This is a genomic window from Telluria aromaticivorans (genome assembly GCF_013003915.1).
Taxonomy (GTDB): Bacteria; Pseudomonadota; Gammaproteobacteria; order Burkholderiales; family Burkholderiaceae_D; genus Telluria; species Telluria aromaticivorans.
The window spans coordinates 979,686-1,006,447 of sequence record NZ_JABAIV010000001.1 but is presented as its reverse complement, the minus strand read 5'-3'; the positions used below and the strand labels follow the sequence as shown (position 1 = coordinate 1,006,447).

Genomic DNA, 26,762 nt, shown 5'->3' with positions numbered 1-26,762 from the left:
GGAGCTGCATGGACAAGAACGAGAACAGGGCACCCCTTCCAGCGCTGGAGGGGCCCGGCGCAGTGACCACGTTTTATGCCTACGAGGGCGGACCCGCCCGCAACGGACTGCTTGCCGCCACCGCGCTGCAGCTGGCAGGCGACCCTTCGCATGCACCGGTGCTGGTGATCGACTGGGACCTCGATGCGCCTTCGCTGCATGCCTGGCTCGCACTGGATCTCGATGCGGCCTGTGAAGAACAGGGCGCCGCGGCGCCGGCGCCTGGCCTGGTCGAATACTTCGGCGCCCTGCGCGACGGATTGCGGCGCCAGCGCTTCGCCAATGGCGACTGCGGCGAAGCGCTGGCCGAAGCAGTGCTCGATGCCGTCGACTGGCGCAATTATGCCCAGCGCGCCGATGGCCGCCGCCCGCTCTACCTGATGCGCGCCGGGCGCTTCGACGACGGCTATGCCGACCGCGCCGGGCGCCTAGACTGGGACGGGCTGTTCGATGCCTGCCCGGCGCTGTTCCGCCGCTTCGCCGCGCGCATGCGGCGCCATTTCGGCCACGTGCTCATTGCCAGCCGCGCGGGCCGCTCGTCGAGCGTCAGCGTCTGCACCACGCTGCTGCCCGACCGCATCGTGGGCCTGTTCACGCCGGCCCCCGGCAGCCTCGATGGCCTGGAGGGCGTGGTGAAACGCGCCATCGACTACCGCTGCACCCACGAAGACGAACAGCGTCCACTGATAGTGTACCCGGTAGCCTGCAGCGCCGACGGCGCGCGCAGCGATCCGGGCCAGCGCTGGCGGCGCGGCGACACCAGCGCCGGCCTGGCCGGCTACCAGCCGCGCCTGGAGGCGCTGCTGCGCGGCGCCTATGGCATGACGCGCCTGCGCCTGGACAGCTGGTTCGACGAGCTCCAGCTGCCGCTCGCCGACGCCGTCGCCATCGCCCCCGCGGGCGCCGAGCAGCGCGCCCTGGCGCCTCCGGCCGCCGGCCTGCTGTCCTGGCTGGCGCATGGCCACTTCCCGTGGCAGTCGTTGGCCGAGGTGCGCCTGCGCACGGCGGTTGCGCGCAACCGGGCCGACCTTGCCGCTGCTTCGACGGCAAATCCGCTGGCGATTCCGCTGGCATCCAGCCTGGCCCGGCTCGGCGCGCTGTGCCGCGACGAAGGCCGCACCGGCGAAGCCGACGAACTGCTGGTCGAGAGCCTGTCCCTGTGCCGCGGCGCGCTGGGCGAAGACCACAGCCAGTCGCGCGCCGGCCTGCGCGCGCTGGCGGGGCTGCACCACGAGGCTGGCCGCCTGCACGAAGCGCGCCGCGACTACGAATTGCTGGCGCAGGGCTGCGCGCGCAGCGTCGGCGCCGAACATCCCGAAACCCTGGGCGCGCGCGCGCGCCTGGCCTGCGTGCTGGGGCAGCTGGGCGAAGGCGAGCGCGCGCTGGCCCTGCACGAACAGGTGGTGGCCACCTGCGAGCGCCTGTGGGACGACTTCCACGTCGCCACCCTCGACAGCCTGGAAGACCTGGCCGTGACGCTCACCGGCCAGCACGAATTCGACCGCGCCCGCGTGCTGTGCGAGCGGGTGCTCGATGGCCGCCGCCGGCTGCAGGGCGGGGAGCACGGCGACACGCTGCGCTGCGGCCAGCGCCTGGCCCAGCTGCTCGGCGAAATGGGCGACCTTGGCAACGCGCGCCGGCTGCTCGAAGCCGTGCTGCGTGCGCGCGAACGCCACGACGGCGCCGACGCCACGCCCACGCTGCAGGCGCGCGAGGCGCTGGCCGAGATCCTTGCCGCGCAGGGCGACCTGGCGGCGGTGCGCCGGATCCAGGAATCGCTGGCCTGGACCCGCGAGCGCCATCTCGGCGCCAGCCATCCCGACACCCTCAGCATCCAGTTGCGGCTGGCCTCCACCCTCGGCCAGCAGGGAGAAGAAGAAGCCGCGCGCCGGCTGCGCGGAAGGGTGGCCGAGCTGCGCCAGCGCCTGGAAGAGGCGGGTGGCGCCGGTGGATTCGGCAGAAGCTGAGCGGCGGCGGCAGGGGGGCGGGGACCTTGCCGATCCGTCAAGAGCCGCCGGTCACTCGTAGGGTGGGCGGATTCCGCCCACGCGGTGATAGTTGCGAACTGCACAGCCGCACGGGCTTCAGCACCGTGATCCGAACGCGCGGGCGGGAGGACCCGCCCACCCTACGGGTCCGAGCCATGCATCGCGCCGGTCCAAGGGGTGCCGGATAGCCTCCCAGTCGTGTTAAAAATCGCCACTGGGCAACAAAAATAGCCCCGGAGACGACCGACAAGCCCGTTGCTTCAGGTAAAATCGCTGACATGCGAATCCTTATCAGTAACGATGACGGCTACCTGGCGCCTGGTCTCAGTGCGCTGGCGGACGCGTTGTCCGCGATTGCGGACATCGTGGTGTTCGCCCCCGACAGCAACCGCTCGGGCGCCTCGAATTCGCTGTCGCTCGACCGGCCCTTATCGGTCCAGCGCGCTGCAAATGGGTTTCATTTTGTCAACGGCACGCCGACCGACTGCGTCCACATCGCCCTGACGATGATGGATGCGCCGCCCGACCTGGTCGTCTCGGGTATCAACAATGGCCAGAACATGGGCGACGACACGCTGTATTCCGGCACCGTCGCCGCCGCGACCGAAGCGTATTTGTATGGCATCCCGGCGATCGCCTTTTCGCAGGTGAACCCGGGCTGGGCCCATATCGATGCCGCTGCACGGGTGGCGCGCGAGATCGTCGAACGCCGTTTCGACAAGCTCGACCTGCCTTTCCTGTTCAACGTGAACATCCCGAACCTGCCGTTCGAGCAGATCGGCCCCTTGACGCCGTCGCGCCTCGGGCGCCGCCACCAGGCCGAGCCGGTGATCCGCTCGCAGGATCCGCGCGGCCGCGAGATCTTCTGGATCGGCGCCCCGGGCGCCTGCCGCGACGCCGGCGAGGGCACCGATTTCCACGCCACCGCGCAGGGCTGCGTCTCGATCACCCCGCTGCAGGTGGACCTGACCCACAAGACCCAGCTCGAACTGCTGCGGGGGATCGTATGAGCGAAGACCGTACGAAGGAGCGGCGCAGCACCTTCCCGCTGCCGCTGTCGTCGGTGACCGGGGCAGACCGCCGCAACCCGGGCAACCAGCGCGCGCCGGCGCCGGTGGCGACGCCGCAGACCGCCACCCGCAATGCCGCCCGCACCGCCTTCATTGGAGGCACCGCTCAGGCGCCACTGGCGCCTTCGCCCTCGCCGCGTCCGCCCGGCTATGCCGCCTCGCACACGCCGAGCGCGCCGAGCATGCAGCGCTCCGACCTGATGGCCTCGGAAGCGGTGCGCCGCGCCATGGTCGGACGCGTCGCGCGCCAGGGCGTCAAGGATGGCCAGGTACTGGCTGCCATGGAAGCGGTGCCGCGCCACCTGTTCATCGAACCGGCGATGTCGGCCCAGGCCTATGTCGACGCCTCGTTGCCGATCGGGCACCAGCAGACGATTTCGCAGCCGTATATCGTCGCCCGCATGATCGAGGTGATGAAAGCCTCGACCCCGGCAGGAAGCCAATTGGGCAAGGTGCTCGAGATCGGCACCGGCTGCGGCTACCAGGCCGCCGTGCTGTCCTTCGTGGCGCGCGAGGTGTACTCGATCGAGCGCATCAAGTCCCTCCACGAGCTTGCCAAAACCAACCTGCGCCCCCTGCGGATTTCGAACCTTCGTTTGCAATACGGCGATGGTATGCTAGGCTTGCCGCAGGTTGCGCCGTTCGACGGCATCATCCTCGCAGCTGCGGGCCTCGAAGTACCGCAAGCCCTGCTCGAACAGCTGGCCATTGGCGCGCACCTTGTCGCGCCGGTCGGCGCCCAGGTCCAGCACCTGCAACGCATTACCCGCATCGGCAAAAGCGAATGGGCCAGCGAAACGCTGGAATCGTGCCATTTCGTGCCGCTGCGCCCGGGTACCGTCTAGTACGGCCCGGTTTGACGCCGCCGCCGGGCCAAGGCCCTTGCTGCCATAGCAGCAGGGCTGGCCTTGCGCAGCCCTTGCACGGCCGGGTCCGCCAATACGGCCCGTCCGCCTGAAGCGGCGCCACAGAACATAAAACGAAAAGCCAGAAAGACAATGAACCAAGCACCTCGAACGACCCAGGCAGCCCCCTTAGCCCTGCTCACCCTTGCCATCGGCCTGCTGGCCGGCTGTACTTCCCTGACCCGCCATGCCCCGGTCGTCGAGCGCACCTCGCCGCCGTCCCAGTCGCGCCCGGCCCCGGTCCGCGCCGAAGAACCGAAAGACGAAAAAGGCATGCACACCGTGCGCCGCGGCGACACGCTGCTGCGCATCGCGCTGGACAACGGCCAGAACTACCGCGACCTGGTTGCCTGGAACAACCTGCGCGACCCGGACGACATCAAGGTCGGCCAGGTCCTGCGCGTGGCCCCGCCTGAGCGCGGCGAACGCACCGCCAACATCCAGACCCAGCCGGTGCCTGCGCCGCCACCGGCCACGCCGCCGCGCAAGACCACGCCGCGCGCCGACAAGCAGCCCTACAGCGATGCGACTGCCGCCAGCGCCCAGAAAGATCCGGGCACCCGCGTCGAGCCGGCCCCGGCCGTGACCCCACCCGCAGCGGCGCCTGCGCCCACGATCGCCGCGGGCAGCACCGTGACCGCGAATGACGACGAGAAGCTGAGCTGGATGTGGCCGTCGGACGGCCGCATCGTCGCCACTTTCGACGAAGGCCGCAACAAGGGCATCGACATCGCAGGCAAGGCCGGCCAGCAAGTGGTGGCCGCCGGCCCGGGCAAGGTGATGTACGCTGGCAGTGGTATCCGGGGTTATGGTAATCTCGTTATCGTCAAGCACAGCAACAGCCTGCTGTCGGCATACGCACACAACCGCAAAATCGTCGTCAAGGAAGGCGACAACGTGGCCAAAGGCCAGGTGATTGCGGAAATGGGCGATTCGGACGCCGACTCGGTGAAGTTGCATTTCGAGATCCGCCAACAGGGCAAGCCAGTCGACCCGTCGAGGTTCCTGCCCGGCCGATAGGATGGTATGACGCAGCCGCCGCACGCGCACGACCAGCAGGATACGGACGAGTTTCCGGATACGCCGGAAGGCGAGGGGGCGCTTGCGGCCGACGGCGGCGAAGACGAGGAGGCGGCCGAGGCGGAAGTCCCGCCTTCCGCCGAGGCCGACATCGTCGATGACCTGCGCAAGGTCCTGCAGGCCGAGCTCGCAACCGACACCACCCAGCACTACCTGAACCAGATCGGCACCCGCGCGCTGCTCACGGCAAGCGAGGAATGCCAGGTCGCCACCCGGGCCAAGGGCGGCGACTTCCCGGCGCGCCAGAAGATGATCGAGCATAACCTGCGCCTGGTCGTCTCGATCGCCAAGCACTACATCAACCGCGGCGTGGTGCTGCTCGACCTGATCGAAGAGGGCAATATCGGCCTGATGCGCGCGATCGACAAGTTCGAGCCCGAGCGCGGCTTCCGTTTCTCCACCTACGCCACCTGGTGGATCCGCCAGAGCATCGAGCGCGCCATCATGAACCAGGCTCGCACGGTGCGCCTGCCGGTGCACATGGTGCGTGAGCTGAACCAGGTGCTGCGCGCCAAATACCACCTGGAAGCACAAAAACACGACGGCAAGGACGCCGCGGCCGAGGACATCGCCAGCCTGGTCGGACGGCCGGTGGAAGAAGTGCAGGACATCCTGGCCCTGTCCGAACACGCCGCTTCGCTCGACGCCCCGCTCGACAACGACCCCCAATCCAGCCTGATGGACATGCTGCCCGACGATGGCGAAGCCATGCCCGACGTGCTGGCCGAACACCACGAAATGACGGTGCTGGTGCGCGACTGGCTGTCCCGGCTGCCGGACAAGCAGCGCCAGGTCGTCACGCGCCGCTTCGGGCTCGACAACGATGACCCGGCCACGCTCGAGACGCTGGCCGAGGAGATGGGCGTCACGCGCGAGCGGGTCAGGCAGATCCAGCAGGAGGCGCTGGTCAAGCTCAAGCGCGCGATGGCGGCGCGTGGGGTTGTTCGCGATTCGCTCTTGTAGGCGGCTTGGGCGAGGAACTTGGGCACCGGCCTGCGCCGGTGCGACGGTCTTTGGGGTTAGCGCTGAATGAAGCGCCAACGCCGCCTGGCCGCCAAACTTAAACTACGACGTCCCGCCAAGTACAACCAGCTGAAAAACCGCCGCGCATTAACCGCAGCGCCCGCAGAGCCACCCAAGCTGTAGCGCCCACCCCGTTTCCTTGCTATCATGCCCGCCGGGCCGCTTCAGCCCATTTTTTGTTTCTAACGTCCCCCACGCAGGCACCCGCCCGCTGGCCGGCCTGCCGCCCATTCTTTTTTCTCTCGCCATGCAAGAAATTTTTATCGACATCAAATCCCTGGATGCGGACGCGCGCGGCGTCGGCCACCTCGAGAACGAAGACGGCTCGCCGGGCAAGGTCGTGTTTGTCGAAGGCGCGCTGCCGGGCGAGCGCGTCAGCTATGAAACGCTGAAAAAGAAGAAGAACTGGGAATCGGGCCGCATGCTCACCCTGCAGCGCGCTTCGTCGATGCGGGTCGAGCCGAAGTGCATCCATTTCGGCGTCTGCGGCGGCTGCTCGATGCAGCACCTGGAGCCGTCGGCACAGGTCGCGATGAAGCAGCGCGTGCTGGAGGACAACCTCTGGCATATCGGCAAGGTGAAGTCCGAGATGATCATGCGCCCGATGTTCGGCCCGACCTGGGACTACCGCTACCGCGCGCGCCTGTCGCTGCGCCACGTGCCGAAGAAGGGCGGGGTGCTGGTCGGCTTCCACGAGCGCAGCTCGGCCCTGGTGGCCGATATCACCACCTGCGAGATCCTGCCGGACCACGTCGCCCGCCTGCTGGTGCCGCTGCGCGAACTGGTAGGTGCGATGTCGCTGTTCCGGGATGTTCCGCAGATCGAGGTCGCCATCGGCGAAGAGAGCACCGTGCTGGTGATGCGCATCATGGCGCCGCTCACCACGGCCGACGAAGTGCTGGTGAAGGCCTTTGCCGACAAGTGGAACATCGAATGGTGGCTGCAGACGAAGGGCCCGGATACCGCCTATCCGTTCTACCCGCTGGGCAAGGAGCTGTATTACACGCTGCCCGAATTCGGCATCCGCATGCCCTTCAAGCCGACCGACTTCACCCAGGTGAACCACCAGATCAACCGCGTGCTGGTCTCGAAAGCGCTGCGCCTGCTGGACGTGCAGAAAACCGACCGCGTCGCCGACCTGTTCTGCGGCCTTGGCAACTTCACGCTGCCGCTGGCGACCCAGGCGCGCGAAGTCGTGGGCATCGAGGGCAGCACGGCGCTGACCACGCGCGCGCTGGAAAATGCGCAAGCCAACGGCCTGGCGGCCAAGACCTCGTTCTCGACCCGCAACCTGTTCGAGGTGACGAAGGACGACCTGGTCGCCCTCGGCCATTTTGAGCGCATGCTGGTCGACCCGCCGCGGGATGGCGCCATGGCGCTGGCTGAGGCGCTCGCCGAGCTGCGCAAGACCCACGAAGACCTGATGCCGCAGCGGATCGTCTACGTCTCGTGCAGTCCGTCGACCCTGGCGCGCGATGCGGGCATCCTGGTGCATGGCGCCGGGTATGTGCTGAAGAAGGCGGGCGTGTGCAACATGTTCCCGCATACCTCGCATGTGGAGTCGATTGCGGTGTTCGAGCTGGGCGAGAAGCCGGTTCCAGTAGCAGCCGAGTAGGCTTCTGCAGGGTGGGCGGGGTATTTTCGGGCAATGCCCGGAAATACAAACGCCCGCGCGTTCAACCCACGCTAGTGCAGCCTGCGCGGCGTTTCGGCCCTCAGCTATCACCAAGCGGGCAGGGTAATTTCGGGCAATGCCCGGAATACGCCCACCCTAAGCAAAGACCGAAAAAAAGCCGACCTCGAGGGTCGGCTTTCTGATGCCAGCTGTAAGCGCTTAATCGCGGTCGCCGCCACCGATGCCCAGCAGGTGCAGCAGGCTGGTGAAGATGTTGTACACGTCCAGGTAGATCGCCAGGGTGGCCGAGATGTAGTTGGTCTCGCCGCCGTTGATGATGCGCTGCACGTCGTACAGGATGAAGGCCGAGAAGATACCGATCGCCAGCACCGAGATCACGATCGACAGTACCGACATCTGCAGGAAGATGTTGGCGACGGCCGCCAGCAGGATCACGACCACGCCGGCCATCAGCCAGCTGCCCATGCCCGAGAAATCGCGCTTGGAGGTGGTGGCGATGCTTGCCATCACTGCGAACACGCAGGCCGTGCCGCCGAAGGCGGTCATGATCAGGGTGCCGCCGTTCGAATAGCCCAGGGTGTGGCGCAGCAGGGGCGTGAGCATCAGGCCCATGAAGAAGGTGAAGCCGAGCAGGAAGGCCACGCCCAGCGCCGAGTGCTTGGTCTTTTCGATTGCGAACATGAAACCGAACGCGACGGCCAGGAAGATGATGAAGCCGAAACCGCCGCTGAGCATCGGCAATTCCATCGATACGCCGATGAAGGCGCCGAGCACGGTCGGGATCATCGACAGCGCGAGCAGCCAGTAGGTGTTGCGCAGGACGTTGTTACGCGTGACTCCACGGCCGGCCTTGGTCAGGTCGATCGTGCTGCGTGGTTGCGAATTTGGGAACATGGTGCCTCCGGTTAGTGGATGAGCGTCACTGCAAACATACAAGGGTAAACTTAAGCGGCGATGAAAACAGGACGGTTTTACCCTATAACTCTACCACTTTGCTTGCTACTGGCGCAATATCGGCTATATGAGGGATATATGGTAAAATCGAAGGTTGATTGAGCGCCAAATTAGTTCTCAACGTTCTCACGAATTTCTCGATTTTAACCTTTCTTTCTATTGGAGTTATTACATGGCAATCGAACGCACCCTGTCGATCATCAAACCAGATGCAGTTGCAAAAAACGTGATCGGCCAGATCTACACCCGCTTCGAACAAGCCGGCCTGAAGATCGTTGCAGCCCGCATGACCCAGCTGTCGCGCGAGCAGGCTGAAGGCTTCTACGCTGCCCACAAAGAGCGCGGCTTCTTCAAGGACCTGGTCGACTTCATGGTCTCGGGTCCAGTCATGATCCAGGCCCTGGAAGGCGAAAACGCCGTCCTGAAGCACCGCGACCTGATGGGCGCGACCGATCCGAAGAAAGCTGAAAAAGGCACCATCCGCGCCGATTTCGCCGATTCGATCGACGCCAACGCCGTCCACGGTTCGGACGCTGTCGAAGCCGCACAAGTCGAAATCGCTTACTTCTTCCCAGAAGTGAAGTAATAGTTCCTGCATCAAGAACCGCTCGCCTGATGCCCCGGGCCCGGCGAGCGGGGCTGTATAAGCTTTATTGCATCATTTTTAGGTACCCAGAACATCATGACGACTCTCACTAACCTGCTGGACTTCGATCCCGCGCAACTCGTCGCCTATTGCGGCGAGCTGGGTGAGAAGCCGTTCCGTGCCAAACAGCTGCAGCGCTGGATCCACCAGTTCGGTGCGTCGAATTTCGACGACATGACCGACCTGGCCAAGTCGCTGCGCGAAAAGCTCAAGACCCGCGCCACGGTCGAAGCGCCAAAAGCCATCAGCGACCATACGTCCACCGACGGTACCCGCAAATGGGTGATTGACGTGGGCAATGGCAATGCCGTGGAAACCGTGTTCATCCCGGAAGAAAACCGCGGCACGCTGTGCATCTCCACGCAGGCCGGTTGCGCCGTCAACTGCCGCTTCTGCTCGACCGGCAAGCAGGGTTTCAACCGCAACCTGACGGTGGCCGAGATCATCGGCCAGCTGTGGATGGCCGAGTTCGAGCTGCGCAAGACCAAGGGTATCGACCCCGGCCCGAAGGGCGAGCGCCAGATCACCAACGTGGTGATGATGGGCATGGGCGAGCCGCTGCTCAACTACGAGCCGACCGCCACCGCGCTCAAGATGATGCTCGACGATAACGCCTACGGCCTGTCGCGCCGCCGGGTGACCCTGTCGACCTCGGGCGTCGTGCCGAACATCGACAAGCTGGCGCAAGACGTGCCGGTGGCGCTGGCCGTGTCGCTGCACGCGTCGAACGACGCCCTGCGCGACGTGCTGGTACCGCTCAACAAGAAATACCCGCTGCGCGAGCTGATGGCCGCCTGCAAGCGTTACCTGGAGTTCGCGCCACGCGACTTCATCACCTTCGAATACTGCATGCTCGACAACTACAACGATAGCGACGAGCATGCGCGCGAACTGATCGCGCTGGTCACCGACCCGGTCGTGGGCCTGAACTGCAAGTTTAACCTGATCCCGTTCAATCCGTTCCCGGAGTCGGGCCTGTTCCGCTCGAAGAACCCGCGCATCAAGGCCTTCGCGCAGATCCTGATGGACGCCGGCATCGTCACCACCGTGCGCAAGACGCGCGGCGACGACATCGACGCGGCCTGCGGCCAGCTGGCCGGCGAAGTGCAGGATCGTACCCGCGTGGCCGAGCGCATGGAGAAGATGGCCGAGTACCAGAAGAAGTTCGGCGCCGACTTCGGGCGCATCGTGGAGATCCCGTCCTGATGGGTCGCTCCGGCCGCGTCGCCGCTATCCTTCTTTCCTGCCTCTTGGCTGCCTGCGCCAGCCCGGGCAGCGGGGAACTCAAGACCGCATCCGACCAGACGGCGACTGAAAAGCGTGCTTCGATCCGGGTGCAGCTGGCCGTCGGTTACTACCAGGACGGCAAGTACGAAATCGCCCTGGACGAGGTCAAGCAGGCGATCGCCGTCGAGCCGGGCAATGCCGAGGCCTACGGCCTGCGCGCCCTGATCTACACCGCGATGGGCCAGCTGCCGCTGGCCGACGAGAATTACCAGCAGGCGCTGCGACTCGAGCCGGGCAACCCCGAGCTGTCCAACAACTACGGCTCTTTCCTGTGCCAGTCGATGGACAAGCCGGCGCAGGCCATGCCGTATTTCGACGCCGCGCTGCGCAACCGCGCCTACCAGACGCCGGTGAGCGCACTGGTGAATGCGGGCGTGTGCAGCCTGCGCAACCGCAACAGCGAGGCCGCCGAGCGCTACCTGCTCGAGGCCCTGCGTTACAACCCCGAACTGCAGGCCACGAATGCCGGCCTGGCGCGGGTGTATTACGAGCGGCGCGATTACACCCGCGCCGGGTTTTTTATTAGCCGCCTGATCGAGACATCGAAACTCGACACGCTGTCGGCCGACGCAGTCTGGCTTGCGATGCGCGTGCAGCGCAAGCTGGGCGACCGCAGCCGCGAGGCGAGCCTGGCTGCCCAGCTGCGCCGCCGCTTTCCCGGATCGCCCGAGTACCAGGCTTTCGAGCGCGGCGCTTTTGATGAGTAACACTAGCAGAGTGAGACGAGGACAATGAACGAGCATGCAGACCAGCCCGCGACCCCGGGCAACGACGCTGGACTTCCTGGCAAGACCCTGCAGTCCCAACGCGAAGCGATGGGCTGGAGCGTGGAGCAGGTGGCCGACCAGCTGAAACTCGCGCCGCGCCAGGTAATGGCGCTGGAAGCCGGCAACTACGCTTCACTGCCGAGCCCGGCCGTGACGCGCGGTTTCGTGCGCGCCTATGCCAAGCTGCTGAAGATCGACGCCGCCCCGCTGGTGGCCAAGATCGAAATGAACATGCCCCCGGAAGCCCAGGCTGGCGCAGCCGCCTCGATCCCGCGCCGCGAGCAGCGCCCGGCCGCGTTCTCGCAGAGCCGCTTCCCGATCGGCGGCAAGCGCTCGCGCGTCCCGGTGGGCCTGATCGCCGGCGCCATCGCGGTGCTCGCCGCCGGCGCCGCGCTCTGGCATTTCGGACTGATTCCGACCGGCCAGCAGGATGCCGATACCGGCGCCGTGCTCGAAAACCCGGTGGTCACGACCCCGGGCGCCGCCATGCCGGCAACCCAGGATCCGCTGCTGAACCCGTCCGTGCCGCTGATCTCGGTGCCTGCGCCGGGTTCGGAAAACACCTCGCCTGCCACTGCACCGGGCAATGCGCCAGCGACTGCGCCCGCCACCACGCCGGTCGCACCGGCCGCCACCGCGCCGGCAACCGCTCCCGGCCCGGCGCCTGCCGCTACCCCGCCTGGCGCGGCACCGGCAACCCCGGTCGCAGCGACCCTGGCCGCACCAGCGGCCGCCACGCCTGCCGCAGCAGCCGGCGCCAACGCGCTGGTCTTCAACGTGCGCGAAGATGCTTGGATCGAAGTGCGTCCCGCCAAGGGCGGCAAGCCGCTGATCTCGCGCCTGGTCAAGGCCGGATCGACCGAAACCATCGACGTCGCCGAGCCGGTCAAGCTGGTGGTCGGCAACCCGACGGCCGTATCGGCCACCCTGCGCGGCGCGAGTGTCGAGCTGCCGCAGGTGCCGGGCAAGACCATCGCCCGCCTTGCACTGAAATAAAGCCTGAGCATGGAACAGAACATGATGTTGAACGCGCCGTGCATGGGTGAGCCGATTCCTTCCGGACCGCTGCCGCGCCGCATGCGCCGCAAGGTGCTGGTCTCGCACGGCGAGCGCAAGGTCTGGGTCGGCGGCGATGCTCCAGTCGTAGTGCAGTCGATGACCAATACCGACACCGCCGACGCGATCGGCACGGCGATCCAGGTGAAGGAGCTGGCGCGCGCCGGCTCCGAAATCGTCCGCATCACCGTGGACACCCCGGCCGCGGCCGCGGCCGTGCCGGCGATCCGCGAACAGCTCGATCGCATGGAAATCGACACCCCGCTGGTGGGCGACTTCCACTACAACGGCCACCTGCTGCTGCGCGACTATCCGGAATGCGCGCAGGCGCTGTCGAAATACCGCATCAACCCGGGCAACGTTGGGCAGGGCGCCAAGCGCGACACCCAGTTCGCCCAGATGATCGAGATCGCGGCAAAGTACGACAAGCCGGTGCGCATCGGCGTGAACTGGGGCAGCCTGGACCAGTCGCTGCTGGCGCGCATCATGGACGAAAATGCGTCGCGCGCCACCCCGTGGACCGCGCAGGCCGTGATGTACGAAGCCTTGATTACCTCGGCCATCGAGAACGCCATGCGCGCCGAAGAAGTGGGCCTGGCGCGCGACAAGATCATCTTGTCGTGCAAGGTCTCGGGTGTGCAGGACCTGATCGCGGTCTACCGCGAACTGGCGCGCCGCTGCGACTACCCGCTGCACCTGGGCCTGACCGAGGCCGGCATGGGCAGCAAGGGCATCGTCGCCTCGACCGCCGCGCTGTCGGTGCTGCTGCAAGAGGGCATCGGCGACACCATCCGCATTTCGCTGACCCCGGAACCGGGCGGCGACCGCACCCGCGAAGTGGTGGTTGGCCAGGAAATCCTGCAGACCATGGGCCTGCGCAAGTTCACCCCGATGGTGATCGCATGCCCGGGCTGCGGCCGCACCACCTCGACCGTGTTCCAGGAACTGGCCGACAACATCCAGACCTTCCTGCGCGAGCAGATGCCGGAATGGAAAAAGACCCACCCGGGCGTGGAAGCGATGAACGTGGCCGTGATGGGCTGCATCGTGAACGGCCCGGGCGAATCGAAGCACGCCAACATCGGCATCAGCCTGCCGGGTACGGGCGAATCGCCGGCCGCGCCGGTATTCGTCGACGGCCAGAAATTCGCCACCCTGCGCGGCGAGCGCATCGTGGACGAGTTCAAGACGATCGTGATGAATTACGTCGAGAAGAATTACAGCCGCCAGGTAGTGGCGGAATAAAGTAACCATGGCTGTTCGTAGGGTGGGCGGCTCCGCCGCCCACGCGGTCAACCAGTGCAAGCGTAGGTTGACCGCGTGGGCGGGGAACCCGCCCACCCTACAAGAAAGATTAAATTAATGTCCAAACCAGAAAAAATCGTCGCCGTCAAAGGCATGAACGACATCCTCCCGGCCGATGCGCCGATGTGGGAGCTGTTCGAGAACACCGCCGAAACGATCCTGAAAAGCTACGGCTACCAGAAGATCGTGACCCCCATCGTCGAGGACACATCTTTGTTCGCGCGCGCCATCGGCGCCGTGACCGACATCGTCGAAAAAGAGATGTACTCGTTCGAAGATTCGATGAACGGCGACCAGCTGACCCTGCGCCCTGAAGGCACGGCCAGCGTCGTGCGCGCGGTGCTCGAACATAACCTGGTCTACGACGGCCCGAAACGCCTGTGGTACAAGGGCCCGATGTTCCGCCATGAGCGTCCGCAGCGCGGCCGCTACCGCCAGTTCTTCCAGTTCGGCGCCGAAGCCGTTGGTTTCTCGGGCCCGGACATCGACGCAGAACTGATCATGCTGTGCCGCCGCCTGTGGGATGACCTGGGCCTGCAGAACGTGCGCCTCGAACTGAACTCGATCGGCAATGCCGACGAGCGCCAGCGCCACCGCGCCGACCTGATCGCCTTTTTCGAGCAGAACGAAGCGGTGCTCGATGCGGAAGCCAAGCGCCGCCTGCACAGCAACCCGCTGCGCATCCTGGATACGAAAAACCCTGCCATGCAGGAGATGGTCAACGGCGCGCCGAAGCTGCTGGACTACCTGGGCGAAGAATCGCTGGCCCACCTCAATGGTTTGAAGAAGATCCTCGATCGCAACGCGGTGCAATACACCATCAACCCGCGCCTGGTGCGCGGCCTGGATTACTACAACCGCACCGTGTTCGAATGGGTCACCGACGAACTCGGCGCGCAGGGCACGATCTGCGCCGGCGGCCGCTACGACCCGCTGATCGAGCAGTTCGGCGGCAAGGCCACGCCGGCGGTCGGTTTCGCGATGGGCATCGAGCGCATCATCGAGCTGATGAAGGGCCTGGGCGAAACGCAAGCCCCGAGCCAGTGCGACGTCTACATGGTCCACCAGGGTGAGGAAGCGCAGGCGCAGGCCTTCATCCTGGCCGAGCGCCTCCGCGATGCCGGCCTGGATGTTGTGTTACATTGCGCGACACCGGCCGGTAGTGGCAGCTTCAAGAGCCAGATGAAGAAGGCCGACGGCAGCGGCGCCGCCTTTGCCGTGATCATCGGCGACGACGAGATGGCCGGCGAAAAAGCGGCCGTGAAGGCGATGCGCGGAGAAGCAGGCGAGCAGCAGCAGGCCAGCGTGCCCTTCCTGGAAGTGGTCGACTACGTGGTCGACCAGATCGTCGGCGGCGGCGGTGAACACGACTGCGTCGACGAAAATTGCAACGAGCACGGGCATCACCACCGTCCTTAACGCAGGCCCCGGCAACGGGTCCGACCAGGCACTACTTCAATAACAACCGAGTAACAACTTAGAGTTAGAGCAGACAATGGCATACGATCTCGAAGAACAGGAACAGATAGCGACCTTCAAGGCCTTTTGGTCGCGTTTCGGCAACCTCATTACCTGGGTGCTGATCGCCACGTTGGGTTCCTACGCCGCTTATAACTACTGGAACACGCACAAGCGCAACCAGTCGGTCGAAGCTTCGGCCCTGTACGACGAGCTGCAGGCTGCGCTCACCGCGAACGACAACGCGAAAGCGCAGCGCATCTCGGCCGACATGCAGAAGAAATACGACGGCACCTCGTATGCGCAAATGGCCGCCCTGGGCGCCGCCAAGACCGCCTTCGAAGCGAACGACCTGAAGGCCGCCAAGACCCAGCTGCAATGGGTGGTGGACCACGGCAACGACGAGTACAAGGCGATTGCCAAGCTGCGCCTGGCCGGCGTGCTGCTGGACGAGAAGTCCTATGATGGCGCGCTCAAGCTGCTGAACGAGTCCTTCCCGCCGCAGTACTCGGCGGCCGTGGCCGACCGCAAGGGCGACGTGCTGGTGGCGCAGAACAAATTGGCCGAAGCACGCCAGGCCTATGTGGCCGCACTGGCCGCCATGCCTGCGAATAACCCTGGCCGCCAGCTGGTGACGGTCAAGCTCGAAGCCATCGGCGGCACCGCGCCGGCGGATGCAAATGCCACGAAGGACGCGAAAGCTGCCGCAGCTGCCGCGTAATTCATCCAGATTCACAGGCCCGCGCCAGCCTGGAGGCAGGCGCGGGCTTTGCGTCCTCTACAGTCCAAGAACAAGGTAAAAGAATATGCGTATTAGCAGCAAACTTGTTGGTGTTGGTGTACTGGCCCTGATGACGGGTTGCTCGAGCCTGCCTTCGCTCCCATCGCTCAGCTCGCTCAACCCGTTCGCATCGAAAAGCAAGACCGACCAGCCGGCGCCACTCGTCGAGCTCAAGGGCACGATGGCCGTGCGCACCGCCTGGAAGCTCGACATCGGCAAGGCCGGCAGCTACCAGTTTGCGCCTGCGCTGACCGGCAATACCGTGGTGGTCGCCGGCGGCAATGGCGACATCGCGCGCGTGGAAGCGGCCACCGGCCGCCAGGTCTGGCGCACCAAGGCCGGCACCGACTTATCGAGCGGCGTCGGCACCGACGGCAACCTGATCGTGGTCGGCGGCACCAAGGGTACCCTGCTGGCCTTCGACATGGACGGCAAGCCGCTGTGGAAGTCGCAGCTGTCGAGCGAGATCCTGTCGGCGCCGGTGGTGGGGCAGGGCGTGGTCGTCGCGCGCAGCCTGGATAACCGCATCGTCGGTTTCGACGCCAGGACCGGCGAAAAGAAATGGACCGTGCAGCGCGTCTCGCCGCCGCTGACCCTGCGCAATGCGCCGGGCATGGTAGTGGCTGGTAACGACGTCATCATCGCCCAACCGGGCGGCAAGCTGTCCTCGTTCATCCTGGCGACCGGCGCACCGCGCTGGGACGTCGAGGTGGGCGTGGCGCGCGGTACTACCGAACTCGAGCGCGTGACCGATATCGGCGGCGCCCCGGTGCTGTTCGAGAACGACGTCTGCGCCGTGTCCTACCAGGGCCGGGTCGGCTGCTTCGACCTGACCACCGGTTCGGCACGCTGGACCCGCGACCTGTCGTCGGAAGCCGGCGTCGCAGTCGACCAGCGCTTTGTATTCGCACCCGACGACAAAGGCGCGCTGCTCGCATTCAACCGCGATACCGGTGCCTCCGCCTGGAAGAACGACAAGCTGGCCTTCCGCCGCCTGTCCACGCCGCTGAGCTACGGCCGCGCGGTCGCGGTCGGCGACTACCAGGGCATCGTGCATTTCCTGTCGCGCGAGGATGGCTCGTTCCTGGCGCGCGCCGCAACAGACGGCAGCCCGATCGTCGGCACCCCCGTGGTGGCCGGATCGCACCTGATTTTTCAAACACAAAATGGAACTGTGACCGCTATCGCGGTCGAATAGAATATCTACATGAAGCCGGTAATCGCACTCGTAGGTCGCCCGAATGTCGGGAAGTCGACCCTGTTCAACCGCCTGACACGTTCGCGGGACGCGCTGGTGGCCGATCTTCCTGGCCTGACCCGCGACCGCCACTATGGCGAAGGCCGGATCGGCGAACGTCCCTTCCTGGTCATCGATACCGGCGGTTTCGAACCGGTGGCCAAAGAGGGCATCATGTTCGAAATGGCGCTGCAGACGCGCCAGGCGGTGGCGGAAGCCGACGTCGTCGTGTTCATCGTCGACGGCCGCCAGGGTATGACTCCGCACGACAAGACCATCACGGATTACCTGCGCAAGACGGGCCGCAAGGTCATGCTCGTGGTGAATAAATCCGAGGGCATGAAATACACCTCCGTCACCGCCGATTTCTACGAGCTCGGCATGGGCGACCCCTACGTGATTTCGGCCGCGCACGGCGACGGCGTCAACGACCTCGTGGTCGAGGCGCTCGACTTCGCCTTCGCCAGCCGTCCCGACGCCGAGCAAATGGGCGAGCACGTCGACCATGGCGTCAAGATCGCCATCGTCGGCCGCCCGAACGTCGGCAAGTCCACGCTGATCAACACCCTGGTCGGCGAGCAGCGCGTGATCGCCTTCGACATGCCCGGCACCACCCGCGACTCGATCGAAGTCCCGTTCGAACGCGAAGGCAAGCAATACACGCTGATCGACACGGCCGGTATCCGCCGCCGCGGCAAGGTGTTCGAAGCCATCGAGAAGTTCTCGGTGGTAAAGACCATGCAATCGATCTCGGACGCCAACGTGGTCGTGCTGCTGCTCGACGCCCAGCAGGACATCTCCGAGCAGGATGCCCACATCGCCGGCTTCATCCTGGAGTCGGGCAGGGCGCTGGTCGTGGCCGTCAACAAGTGGGACGGCCTGCAGTCGGACGACCGCGACGAAGTCAAGATCGACCTCGACCGCAAGCTCGATTTCCTGTCGTTTGCCAAGACCCATTTCATCTCGGCGCTGAAGGGCACCGGCATCTCGCAGCTGATGAAGTCGGTCGATGCGGCCTATGCTGCTGCCACCGCCAACCTGTCGACCCCGCGCCTGACCCGCGCGCTGCAGGAAGCGATCGAAAAGCAGGAGCCGAAGCGCAAGGGCAGCACCCGTCCGAAGATGCGCTACGCCCACCAGGGCGGCCAGAACCCGCCGATCATCGTCATCCACGGCAATGCACTCGAGGCCGTCAGCGAGCCCTACAAGCGCTACCTGGAGCGGCATTTCCGCGACACCTTCAACCTGGTCGGCACCCCGGTGCGCATCGAACTGAAGAGCGGCAAAAACCCATTCGCCCGGGAACAGAAATAGCCGTAGCAGTACGACAAAGAGTGGCAAAACAGGTTACAGTTAGCTCAGGGCTTTCATTCGCACCGAGCTGAATGTAGCCTCAGCACTTGAAAACCGGCAAATAGCCTCAAACTCGTATATCTACAACAACTGAACTACAACAACATTACGGAGCTGTTATGAGCAACAAAGGGCAACTGTTACAAGACCCATTCCTGAACGCATTGCGCAAGGAGCATGTCCCCGTTTCGATCTACCTGGTCAACGGTATCAAACTCCAGGGCCATATCGAGTCCTTCGACCAGTACGTCGTCCTGCTTCGTAACACCGTGACCCAGATGGTCTACAAGCACGCCATTTCCACCGTCGTCCCGGCCCGCGCCGTCAACCTCAACCTCGACCCAGAAGCCGAGTAAGGCCGATGGCTGAAGCCCCCGGCATTCCCAGCATGCGCGCAGCGCTGGTCGGCGTCGACTTCGGCGCTGGCGACTTTACCGCCAGCCTCGAAGAACTGTCGCTCCTCGCACGTTCCGCCGGCGCCGACCCGATCACCACGATCACGGCCAAGCGCAGTAGTCCCGATGCCGCCCACTTCGTGGGCAGCGGCAAGGCCGACGAAATCAAGATGGCCTGCAAGCTCGACGGCATCGAGCTGGTCATCTTCAATCATGCATTGTCTCCCGCGCAGCAGCGTAACCTCGAGCGCCGCCTCGAAGTGGGCGTCGTCGACCGCACCAGCCTGATCCTCGACATCTTCGCCCAACGCGCCAAGAGCCACGAGGGCAAGCTCCAGGTCGAATTGGCCCAGCTGCAGCACCTGGCCACGCGCCTGATCCGCGGCTGGACCCACCTGGAGCGTCAAAAGGGTGGTATCGGCCTGCGCGGCCCGGGTGAAACCCAGCTCGAGACCGACCGCCGCCTGATCGGCGAGCGGGTCAAGCAGTTGCGTACCCGCCTGACCAAGCTGCGCAAGCAGCACGAGACCCAGCGCCGCGCGCGCGGACGCAACCAGACCTTCTCGGTGTCGCTGGTCGGCTATACCAATGCCGGCAAGTCGACCCTGTTCAATACGCTCACCAAGGCCGGCGTCTACGTCGCGAACCAGCTGTTCGCGACCCTGGACACCACCAGCCGCCGCCTCTACCTGGGCGAGGAAGCCGGCAGCGTCGTTATTTCCGATACCGTCGGTTTCGTGCGCGAGCTGCCTCACCAGCTGGTTGCAGCCTTCCGTGCCACGCTCGAAGAAACCATCCACGCCGACCTTCTGCTGCACGTGGTCGATGGCAATTCGCCAGTGCGCATGGAACAGATCGAGCAGGTCAACGAGGTATTGCGCGAAATCGGCGCCGACCACATTCCTCAAATCCTGGTCTGGAACAAGATCGATGCGGCCGGACTGGAGCCCGGGGTCGAGCGTGATGAGTATGATAAGATCAGCCGCGTTTTCATCAGCGCCCACAGCGGCGCCGGCCTGGACCTGCTGCGCGACGCGATCGTCGAGTCGGCCAAGGCGGCGCCCGGCCTGAAGCACACAAAAGAAGCGCAGTTAGACCCCAGCGACGAAGCGCAACACGGCTTCGACGACGAGGAGCCCCCGGTGGACGGCTCCCTTGACGGTCCTGCCGATAATATGACAACCACCAACCATGTCGGGCCACACTAGCCTATGCTCGTATCTTTACTCAAGCGTTGCGGCATCAAACTGTCGCTGAACGATCCACGTTGGGGCCACAAGCCCGACGGTGACCACAAGGCCCAGGAGGGCCGCCGGCCGGGTGAAGGCCCACCGGACCTCGATCAACTCTGGCGCGACTTCAATGCGCGCCTCAACCGCCTGTTCGGCGCGCGCGGCAATGGCAACGGCAGCGGCGATGGCGGCGGCGGGCCAAGCGGCCGCGGCGACATGCGCGGCGCCAGCGTCACCGCCGGCGTGGTGGCGGTCATCGTCGGCCTGATCTGGCTGGCGAGCGGCGCCTTCATCGTGCAAGAGGGCCAGACCGGCGTGGTCACCACCTTCGGCAAACTCAGCCATTCCACCGGCGCCGGCTTCAACTGGCGCTGGCCGTACCCGATCCAGGCCCACGAGACCGTCAACGTCTCGCAGATCCGTACCGCCGAGATCGGCTATCGCGCGAACGTCCGCAACAAGCAGCCTCAAGAAGCACTGATGCTGACCGACGACGAAAACATCATCGACATCCAGTTCGCCGTCCAGTACACGCTGAAGGACCCGGTCCAATGGCTGTACAACAACCGCGAGAACGACGAGACCGTGCGCCAGGTCGCCGAGACCGCGATCCGCGAAGTGGTCGGCAAGAACAAGATGGACTTCGTGCTGTACGAAGGCCGCGAGAAGGTCGCGGTCGACGTGCACCAGATGATGCAGACCATTCTCGACCGATACAAGCTGGGCGCCCTGATCACCAACGTGACCATGCAGGCGGTGCAGCCACCGGAGCAGGTGCAGAGCTCCTTCGACGATGCCGTCAAGGCCGGCCAGGACCGCGCCCGCGCCAAGAACGAAGGCGAAGCCTATGCCAACCAGGTGATCCCGCAGGCGCGCGGCCAGGCCTTCCGCCTGATGCAAGATGCAGAAGCCTACCGCTCGATGGTGGTCGAGAACGCGACCGGTAACGCCTCGCGCTTCGACCAGGTGGTGGCGGCTTACGGCAAGGCCCCGGCCGTGACCCGCGACCGCATGTACATCGACACCATGCAGCAGATCTTCTCCAACACCAGCAAGGTGATGGTCGATTCGCGCGCGGGCAATCCGATGATCTACCTGCCGCTGGATAAACTCATTTCGCAAAACGCGGGAAGTGAAGGCGTTGGCAGCAAGTCCGGACCGGTGCAGGTGCCGCAGTCCGCGCCGCCGGCAGACGTCATGCAAGCACTGGACTCGGTACGTTCCCGCGACGACCGCGCCCGCGATTCCTCACGTGACCGGGAGAGCCGTTAATGAACCGCCTCGTAACTTTATTTGTGGCGGGCTTCATTGCCCTGATGCTGCTGTCGTCCACCATTTTCGTGGTCGACCAGCGCCGCTTCGCCATCGTCTTCGCCCTGGGCCAGGTGCGCAGCGTGATCACCGAGCCGGGCCTGCACTTCAAGCTGCCGCCGCCGTTCCAGAACGTGATCTACCTGGACAAGCGCATCCTGACCCTCGACACGCCTGATGCCGACCGCTTCATCACGGCCGAGAAGAAGAACATCCTGGTAGATGCCTTCATGAAGTGGCGCATCACCGATCCGCGCCTGTATTTCGTCAGTTTCGGCGGTGACGAAAGCCGTGCCCGCGACCGCCTGTCGCAGATCATCAAGGCGGCCCTGAACGACGAGATCACCAAGCGCACCGTGCGCGAAGTGATTTCCGGCGAGCGTGGCCGCGTGATGGAAGCGGTCAAAGCGAAAGTCGTGGCCGAAGCGAAAGAGATCGGCGTGGGCGTGGTGGACGTGCGCCTCAAGCGCGTCGACTACATCGAGCAGATCAACAACTCGGTCTACGAGCGCATGAAGGCCGAGCGTACCCGGGTGGCCAACGAACTGCGTTCGACCGGCGCCGCCGAATCCGAACAGATCCGCGCCGACGCCGACCGTCAGCGCACCGTGATCATCGCCGAAGCCTTCCGCGAGGCCGAGAAGATCAAGGGCGAGGGCGACGCCAAGGCCTCGGTGATCTACGCCGACTCGTTCGGCAAGAACCCGGAGTTCGCCAAGTTCTACCGCTCGCTGGAGGCCTACCGCGCCACGTTCAAGAGCCGCAGCGACGTGATGGTGGTGGATCCGAATTCGGAGTTCTTCAAGTATTTCAAGGCGCCGGGTAGCAAGTAATTCAGTTCGCGCCAGCGAAACGCCGTCAACTGGGATCCCGGCCTGCGCCGGGGTGATGTTGGTGGCGTTTTGTTTTTTGCTGAGCCAGTCGGTTAGCCAATGGGCCAGCGGCTCGTAGGGTGGGCAAGTCCCTTGCCCACGCGTTCAAATCATGTGTGCCATACGCATCCGTATGATTTATCGGATGGTTGAACGCGTGGGCGCATGGCAGGCCACCGGCCTCCCATGCCCTGCCCACCCTAGGGTTTCGCAGCTCATCACCGCCGTGATCATTGCGTGCACCACCCCAGCCCATCGGTATAGACAAGCGCTTCCCGTGGCACTTTGGCAACCCGCACGAGCTGTCAAACCAACATCCCCCGCCTACACCAGCCCATTTTCGGGTAAAATTGCCGATTCGGCGCTCGCACCGTGCGTCAGCACGCCGGTTGTCCGTACCCTGCGTGCTAGTCCTTGCTCTTAAAACACAACCCGTAGCTGTCGCCCATGCCGAACTGGCTTTTGCCCGAGAATATCGCCGATGTCTTGCCGTCCGAGGCGCGCAAGATCGAGGATCTGCGCCGAAAGATGCTCGATACCTTCCGTCTGTACGGTTACGAACTGGTGATGCCGCCGCTGCTCGAATACGTCGAGTCGCTGCTGGCCGGGGCCGGGCAGGACACCGAACTGCGTACGTTTAAAGTGGTCGACCAGATTTCCGGCCGCCTGCTCGGCCTGCGCGCCGACATGACCACCCAGGTCGCGCGCATCGACGCCCACCTGCTGAACCGCGATTCCGTCACCCGCCTGTGCTACGCCGGCAGCGTGCTGCATACCCGTCCGTCGGGCCTGCACGCCACCCGCGAGCCGATCCAGATCGGCGCCGAGATCTACGGCCACGCCGGCCTGGAAGCCGACGCCGAGATTCAGGAACTGGCCCTTGGCTCGATCGCGCTGGCCGGCTTCACGGAAGTGCGCCTCGACCTGTGCCACGTCGGCATCCTGCGCGCGATCCTGGGCGACGACCCGGCCGCGCGCCGCGACGAAGCGCAGCTCACCTGCCTGCTGCGCGCCAAGGATGCGCCGGGCCTGGACGAGTTCACGCAGAACTACGAACCGGGCACCCGCAAGGCGCTGCTGGCGCTGCCGCACCTGTACGGCGACGTCGAGGTGCTGGCGCGCGCGAAAGAAGCGCTGCCGCCGCTGCCGGGTATCACCCGCGCGCTGGGCGAACTGGCTGCGCTTGCGGCGTGCGCCATCGGCCGCGCCGAGGTCGCGATCGACCTGGCCGACCTGCGCGGCTACCAGTACGAAAGCGGCGCCATGTTCGCGCTCTACGTGCCGGGCCTGCCGAACGCGGTGGCGCGCGGCGGCCGCTACGACCACGTCGGCGAAGCTTTTGGGCGGGCGCGTCCCGCCACCGGCTTCTCGCTCGACCTGCGCGAACTGGCGCGGCTGCTGCCGACCGCCGAGCGCAAGCATTCCATCCGCGCACCCTGGGGCAATGCCCCGGAGCTGCGCGAAAAAATCGCTGACCTGCGCAAGGCAGGCGAAGTCGTGATCCAGAGCATGCCGGGTCACGACAATGTTCAGGACGAGTTCGAGTGCGACCGCGTGCTCGTCCTCGAAAACGGAAATTGGATTCTCAAAAACTTAGGTTAAGTGATGTCAAATACTAACGTGGCAAAGAACGTCGTTGTCATCGGCACCCAGTGGGGCGATGAGGGCAAGGGTAAGATCGTCGATTGGCTGACCGACCATGCGGCCGGCGTCGTCCGTTTCCAGGGCGGCCATAACGCGGGCCACACGCTCGTGATCAAGGGCCAGAAGACCGCGCTGCAGCTGATCCCGTCGGGCATCATGCGCGAAGGCGTTGCCTGCTACATCGGCAACGGCGTCGTGGTCTCGGTGCCGGACGTCCTGCGCGAGATCGACAAGCTGGCCGCGGCCGGCGTCGAAGTCGTGTCGCGCCTGATGATCTCGGAAGCCTGCCCGGTCATCCTGCCTTACCACGTCGCCATCGACAAGGCACGCGAAGCCAAGCGCGGCGAGAACAAGATCGGCACCACCGGCAAGGGCATCGGCCCGGCCTATGAAGACAAGGTCGCGCGCCGCGCCATCCGCATCGCCGACATGCTCAACGAAGAGCGTTTCGCCGAGAAGCTTAAAGAGAACCTCGATTACCACAACTTCGTGCTGACCAACTACCTGGGCGCCGAAGCAGTGGACTTCCAGCAGACCTTCGACGACGCGATGGCCCTGGTACCGCGCCTGCGCCCGATGGTCGGCGACGTCTCGTCGGCACTGTACGCGGCGCACAAGGCCGGCGGCAGCCTGCTGTTCGAAGGCGCGCAAGGTTCCTTGCTCGACGTCGACCACGGCACTTATCCGTTCGTGACTTCGTCGAACTGCGTGGCCGGTAACGCCGCCGCCGGCGCCGGCGTCGGTCCGGGCATGCTGCACTACATCATGGGCATCACCAAGGCCTACACCACCCGCGTCGGTTCGGGCCCGTTCCCGGCCGAACTGCCGACCGACGCAGGCGTTGGCGAGCACCTGTCGCGCGTCGGCCATGAATTCGGCACCGTGACCGGCCGCGCCCGCCGCTGCGGCTGGTTCGACGCCGCGCTGCTGCGCCGCTCGGTCCAGATCAACGGCGTGTCGGGCATGTGCCTGACCAAGCTGGACGTGCTGGATGGCATCGAGTCCCTGAAGCTCTGCACCGGTTACAAGATCGACGGCCGCCAGGTCGACATCTTCCCGGTCGGCGCCGAAGAAGCCGCCCTGTGCGAGCCGGTCTACGAAGAAATGCCGGGCTGGACTGAATCGACTGTCGGCGCTAAATCGATGGATGAGCTGCCGGCCAACGCCCGCGCCTACATCAAGCGCATCGAAGAGCTGGTGGGCGTGCCGATCGACATGGTGTCGACCGGTCCGGACCGCGAAGAGACCATCGTGCTGCGCCATCCGTTCGCAGCTTAATATAAATAGGGGCCTCAAAAAACCGTAGCGAGCATCGCAGGCCAACAATGCAACGCTCAGTAGGTTTTTAGAGGTTCCGAGAATAGGAAAAGCCTGAAATGAACACCCCTGCATCGACCGACAAGGACCTCTGGGTTTCGTGGGACGAATACAACCGTATGGTCGAACGCCTTGCGCTGCAAGTCTATGAATCGAACTGGAAGTTCGACATGGTGTTGTGCCTCGCGCGCGGCGGCGTTCGCCCTGGCGACGTGATCTCGCGCATCTTCGACGTGCCGCTGGCGATCCTGTCGACCAGTTCCTACCGCGAAGAGTCGGGCACCAAGCAGGGCAACCTGGACATCGCCAAGTACATGACGATGACCAAGGGCCCGCTGGCCGGCCGCATCCTGCTGGTCGACGACCTGGCCGACTCCGGCGTGACCCTGCAGAAAGTGCGCGAGCACCTGCAGTCGAACTACCCGGACGTCTCGGAAGTGCGCTCGGCCGTCCTGTGGGTCAAGGGCACGTCCAGCTTCAAGCCGGACTACCACCTCGAAGACCTGCCGCACAACCCGTGGATCCACCAGCCGTTCGAAGACTACGACGGCCTGCGTCCGCACCAGCTGTCGGCGTGGATGAAGAAGTTCGAGAAGTAATCCGCAGCCCTGCCAGGCGCTGCAAGAAGCGGGGAAGTGCGCAAGCCTTCCCCGCTTTTCTTTTGTTTCTCTCGTGGTACGTCATTTTCCGCACGGACAGCACGGGGATGATGTATCTCTGCTAAGATCATCTCGTCCTGTTTTAGGGTACTCAACAATAACAGTCCTATGACCCAGAGCTTTTTCCAGACGTTCATCCTGCTGATCCTCGTCACCGACCCGTTCGGCAACGTGCCCCTGTTCGCTGCCGCCCTGAAAGACACGCCGGTCCAGCGCCGGCCGCGCATCGTCGTGCGCGAGTGCGCCATCGCCTTCCTGCTGCTGCTGGTCTTCATGTTCTTTGGCCAGCACTTCCTGGCCGCGCTGCACCTGAGCCCGGTCGCCCTGCGTATCGGCGGCGCGGTGATTCTCCTGATTATTGCGATTCGCATGATCTTCCCGCACCCGGACGGCGTGCTGGGACGCAGCGAGCATGGCGGCGAGCCCTTCATCGTCCCGCTCGCCATTCCGGCGCTGGCGGGTCCCTCGGCGCTGGCCACCGTGCTGTTGTTCAGTTCCGGTTCCCTGTCCGAGACCATGGTGCATGTGGCGGCGCTGGCGGCCGTGGCCGTGGTCTGGCTGGCGGTATTCCTCAGCGCGGAACGCCTGCAGCAGAAGCTGGGGCCGCAGGTGATGACCGCCTTCGAGCGCTTGATGGGCCTGATCCTGACCGCGATGTCGGTGGAAATGCTGCTCGGCGGTATCCGCGAATTCGTCAAGACCCTGTGAGGGGCTGCGGTGTGGTGTAAAACAAGCTAACTCTGGCAA

24 protein-coding genes are annotated in these 26,762 nt (G+C 65.0%); 23 read left to right on the top strand and 1 reads right to left on the bottom strand.

The features are described from left to right. The first annotated feature begins 8 nt into the window (after positions 1-8). From HGB41_RS04645 to rlmD, 6 genes are all read left to right on the top strand, one after another. On the top strand, positions 9-2,006 hold the full coding sequence (locus HGB41_RS04645; protein ID WP_171081500.1) for a tetratricopeptide repeat protein: 1,998 nt from the start codon (positions 9-11) through the stop codon (positions 2,004-2,006). Positions 2,007-2,305: 299 nt separating this feature from the next. Beyond that, on the top strand, positions 2,306-3,037 hold the full coding sequence (surE, locus tag HGB41_RS04640) for a 5'/3'-nucleotidase SurE (protein ID WP_171081498.1): 732 nt from the start codon (positions 2,306-2,308) through the stop codon (positions 3,035-3,037). Further along, positions 3,034-3,942, top strand: coding sequence for a protein-L-isoaspartate(D-aspartate) O-methyltransferase (locus HGB41_RS04635; protein WP_171081496.1), 909 nt, complete (start codon positions 3,034-3,036; stop codon positions 3,940-3,942). Before surE ends, HGB41_RS04635 begins: the two co-directional genes overlap by 4 nt. A 153-nt stretch (positions 3,943-4,095) precedes the next feature. Next, positions 4,096-5,022 (top strand): peptidoglycan DD-metalloendopeptidase family protein, encoded by a 927-nt coding sequence (locus HGB41_RS04630; RefSeq protein ID WP_171081494.1) that lies wholly within the window; start codon positions 4,096-4,098, stop codon positions 5,020-5,022. A gap of 6 nt (positions 5,023-5,028) precedes the next feature. Then, complete coding sequence (rpoS, locus tag HGB41_RS04625) at positions 5,029-6,045, top strand: RNA polymerase sigma factor RpoS (RefSeq protein ID WP_171081492.1); 1,017 nt, start codon at positions 5,029-5,031, stop codon at positions 6,043-6,045. A gap of 307 nt (positions 6,046-6,352) precedes the next feature. Then, positions 6,353-7,720, top strand: a complete 1,368-nt coding sequence (rlmD, locus tag HGB41_RS04620) for a 23S rRNA (uracil(1939)-C(5))-methyltransferase RlmD (RefSeq protein WP_171081490.1) — start codon at positions 6,353-6,355, stop codon at positions 7,718-7,720. A gap of 219 nt (positions 7,721-7,939) precedes the next feature. On the opposite strand, the gene HGB41_RS04615 is transcribed toward rlmD, so the two are convergent. Beyond that, positions 7,940-8,635: a Bax inhibitor-1/YccA family protein gene (locus tag HGB41_RS04615; RefSeq protein ID WP_171081488.1), complete on the bottom strand. Its 696-nt coding sequence runs from the start codon at positions 8,633-8,635 to the stop codon at positions 7,940-7,942. A gap of 232 nt (positions 8,636-8,867) precedes the next feature. Here HGB41_RS04615 and ndk point away from each other — a divergent pair, with 232 nt between their 5' ends. The 17 genes from ndk (at position 8,868) to HGB41_RS04530 (ending at position 26,723) form a co-directional block, all read left to right on the top strand. Beyond that, the gene (gene ndk, locus HGB41_RS04610; protein ID WP_171081486.1) at positions 8,868-9,281 is read left to right on the top strand and encodes a nucleoside-diphosphate kinase; all 414 of its coding nucleotides are present in this window, start codon (positions 8,868-8,870) and stop codon (positions 9,279-9,281) included. A gap of 96 nt (positions 9,282-9,377) precedes the next feature. Next, positions 9,378-10,547, top strand: a complete 1,170-nt coding sequence (gene rlmN / locus HGB41_RS04605; RefSeq protein WP_171081484.1) for a dual-specificity RNA methyltransferase RlmN — start codon at positions 9,378-9,380, stop codon at positions 10,545-10,547. Continuing rightward, entirely contained in the window at positions 10,547-11,335 is a 789-nt protein-coding gene (gene pilW, locus HGB41_RS04600; protein ID WP_171081482.1) for a type IV pilus biogenesis/stability protein PilW, read from the top strand. The genes rlmN and pilW overlap by 1 nt, the downstream gene beginning before the upstream one ends. A gap of 24 nt (positions 11,336-11,359) precedes the next feature. After that, on the top strand, positions 11,360-12,391 hold the full coding sequence (locus HGB41_RS04595) for a RodZ domain-containing protein (protein WP_171081479.1): 1,032 nt from the start codon (positions 11,360-11,362) through the stop codon (positions 12,389-12,391). Positions 12,392-12,412: 21 nt separating this feature from the next. After that, complete coding sequence (ispG, locus tag HGB41_RS04590; RefSeq protein WP_371868440.1) at positions 12,413-13,696, top strand: flavodoxin-dependent (E)-4-hydroxy-3-methylbut-2-enyl-diphosphate synthase; 1,284 nt, start codon at positions 12,413-12,415, stop codon at positions 13,694-13,696. Positions 13,697-13,813: 117 nt separating this feature from the next. After that, complete coding sequence (hisS, locus tag HGB41_RS04585; RefSeq protein ID WP_171081477.1) at positions 13,814-15,175, top strand: histidine--tRNA ligase; 1,362 nt, start codon at positions 13,814-13,816, stop codon at positions 15,173-15,175. A 76-nt stretch (positions 15,176-15,251) separates the two neighbouring features. Beyond that, on the top strand, positions 15,252-15,935 hold the full coding sequence (locus tag HGB41_RS04580) for a YfgM family protein (RefSeq protein WP_171081475.1): 684 nt from the start codon (positions 15,252-15,254) through the stop codon (positions 15,933-15,935). An 85-nt stretch (positions 15,936-16,020) separates the two neighbouring features. Next, a complete protein-coding gene (bamB, locus tag HGB41_RS04575; RefSeq protein ID WP_171081473.1) occupies positions 16,021-17,193 on the top strand; it encodes an outer membrane protein assembly factor BamB in 1,173 nt (390 codons plus the stop codon). Between the two features lie 9 nt (positions 17,194-17,202). Continuing rightward, positions 17,203-18,546, top strand: coding sequence for a ribosome biogenesis GTPase Der (der, locus tag HGB41_RS04570; RefSeq protein WP_171081471.1), 1,344 nt, complete (start codon positions 17,203-17,205; stop codon positions 18,544-18,546). 158 nt (positions 18,547-18,704) lie between these two features. Beyond that, on the top strand, positions 18,705-18,941 hold the full coding sequence (hfq, locus tag HGB41_RS04565) for an RNA chaperone Hfq (RefSeq protein ID WP_106756584.1): 237 nt from the start codon (positions 18,705-18,707) through the stop codon (positions 18,939-18,941). A gap of 32 nt (positions 18,942-18,973) precedes the next feature. Then, positions 18,974-20,188: a GTPase HflX gene (gene hflX / locus HGB41_RS04560; protein WP_171081984.1), complete on the top strand. Its 1,215-nt coding sequence runs from the start codon at positions 18,974-18,976 to the stop codon at positions 20,186-20,188. Positions 20,189-20,191: 3 nt separating this feature from the next. Beyond that, positions 20,192-21,484 carry an FtsH protease activity modulator HflK gene (gene hflK / locus HGB41_RS04555; protein ID WP_171081469.1) on the top strand — a complete coding sequence of 431 codons (1,293 nt, stop codon included), beginning with the start codon at positions 20,192-20,194 and terminating at the stop codon, positions 21,482-21,484. Further along, entirely contained in the window at positions 21,484-22,356 is an 873-nt protein-coding gene (gene hflC / locus HGB41_RS04550) for a protease modulator HflC (protein WP_171081465.1), read from the top strand. The genes hflK and hflC overlap by 1 nt, the downstream gene beginning before the upstream one ends. Positions 22,357-22,842: 486 nt before the next feature. Continuing rightward, positions 22,843-23,997 carry an ATP phosphoribosyltransferase regulatory subunit gene (locus HGB41_RS04545; RefSeq protein WP_171081463.1) on the top strand — a complete coding sequence of 385 codons (1,155 nt, stop codon included), beginning with the start codon at positions 22,843-22,845 and terminating at the stop codon, positions 23,995-23,997. 3 nt (positions 23,998-24,000) lie between these two features. After that, positions 24,001-25,317, top strand: coding sequence for an adenylosuccinate synthase (locus HGB41_RS04540; RefSeq protein WP_171081462.1), 1,317 nt, complete (start codon positions 24,001-24,003; stop codon positions 25,315-25,317). 98 nt (positions 25,318-25,415) lie between these two features. Next, the gene (locus HGB41_RS04535) at positions 25,416-25,955 is read left to right on the top strand and encodes a phosphoribosyltransferase (RefSeq protein WP_171081460.1); all 540 of its coding nucleotides are present in this window, start codon (positions 25,416-25,418) and stop codon (positions 25,953-25,955) included. Between the two features lie 168 nt (positions 25,956-26,123). After that, on the top strand, positions 26,124-26,723 hold the full coding sequence (locus HGB41_RS04530; RefSeq protein ID WP_171081459.1) for a MarC family protein: 600 nt from the start codon (positions 26,124-26,126) through the stop codon (positions 26,721-26,723). The last annotated feature ends 39 nt before the right edge of the window (positions 26,724-26,762 follow it).

Bases quoted from the DNA above. Each gene is read 5' to 3' on its own strand.
- HGB41_RS04645 (WP_171081500.1), top strand. From the start codon at position 9: ATGGACAAGAACGAGAACAGGGCACCCCTTCCAGCGCTGGAGGGGCCC.
- surE (WP_171081498.1), top strand. From the start codon at position 2,306: ATGCGAATCCTTATCAGTAACGATGACGGCTACCTGGCGCCTGGTCTC.
- HGB41_RS04635 (WP_171081496.1), top strand. From the start codon at position 3,034: ATGAGCGAAGACCGTACGAAGGAGCGGCGCAGCACCTTCCCGCTGCCG.
- HGB41_RS04630 (WP_171081494.1), top strand. From the start codon at position 4,096: ATGAACCAAGCACCTCGAACGACCCAGGCAGCCCCCTTAGCCCTGCTC.
- rpoS (WP_171081492.1), top strand. From the start codon at position 5,029: ATGACGCAGCCGCCGCACGCGCACGACCAGCAGGATACGGACGAGTTT.
- rlmD (WP_171081490.1), top strand. From the start codon at position 6,353: ATGCAAGAAATTTTTATCGACATCAAATCCCTGGATGCGGACGCGCGC.
- HGB41_RS04615 (WP_171081488.1), bottom strand. From the start codon at position 8,635: ATGTTCCCAAATTCGCAACCACGCAGCACGATCGACCTGACCAAGGCC.
- ndk (WP_171081486.1), top strand. From the start codon at position 8,868: ATGGCAATCGAACGCACCCTGTCGATCATCAAACCAGATGCAGTTGCA.
- rlmN (WP_171081484.1), top strand. From the start codon at position 9,378: ATGACGACTCTCACTAACCTGCTGGACTTCGATCCCGCGCAACTCGTC.
- pilW (WP_171081482.1), top strand. From the start codon at position 10,547: ATGGGTCGCTCCGGCCGCGTCGCCGCTATCCTTCTTTCCTGCCTCTTG.
- HGB41_RS04595 (WP_171081479.1), top strand. From the start codon at position 11,360: ATGAACGAGCATGCAGACCAGCCCGCGACCCCGGGCAACGACGCTGGA.
- ispG (WP_371868440.1), top strand. From the start codon at position 12,413: ATGATGTTGAACGCGCCGTGCATGGGTGAGCCGATTCCTTCCGGACCG.
- hisS (WP_171081477.1), top strand. From the start codon at position 13,814: ATGTCCAAACCAGAAAAAATCGTCGCCGTCAAAGGCATGAACGACATC.
- HGB41_RS04580 (WP_171081475.1), top strand. From the start codon at position 15,252: ATGGCATACGATCTCGAAGAACAGGAACAGATAGCGACCTTCAAGGCC.
- bamB (WP_171081473.1), top strand. From the start codon at position 16,021: ATGCGTATTAGCAGCAAACTTGTTGGTGTTGGTGTACTGGCCCTGATG.
- der (WP_171081471.1), top strand. From the start codon at position 17,203: ATGAAGCCGGTAATCGCACTCGTAGGTCGCCCGAATGTCGGGAAGTCG.
- hfq (WP_106756584.1), top strand. From the start codon at position 18,705: ATGAGCAACAAAGGGCAACTGTTACAAGACCCATTCCTGAACGCATTG.
- hflX (WP_171081984.1), top strand. From the start codon at position 18,974: ATGCGCGCAGCGCTGGTCGGCGTCGACTTCGGCGCTGGCGACTTTACC.
- hflK (WP_171081469.1), top strand. From the start codon at position 20,192: ATGCTCGTATCTTTACTCAAGCGTTGCGGCATCAAACTGTCGCTGAAC.
- hflC (WP_171081465.1), top strand. From the start codon at position 21,484: ATGAACCGCCTCGTAACTTTATTTGTGGCGGGCTTCATTGCCCTGATG.
- HGB41_RS04545 (WP_171081463.1), top strand. From the start codon at position 22,843: ATGCCGAACTGGCTTTTGCCCGAGAATATCGCCGATGTCTTGCCGTCC.
- HGB41_RS04540 (WP_171081462.1), top strand. From the start codon at position 24,001: ATGTCAAATACTAACGTGGCAAAGAACGTCGTTGTCATCGGCACCCAG.
- HGB41_RS04535 (WP_171081460.1), top strand. From the start codon at position 25,416: ATGAACACCCCTGCATCGACCGACAAGGACCTCTGGGTTTCGTGGGAC.
- HGB41_RS04530 (WP_171081459.1), top strand. From the start codon at position 26,124: ATGACCCAGAGCTTTTTCCAGACGTTCATCCTGCTGATCCTCGTCACC.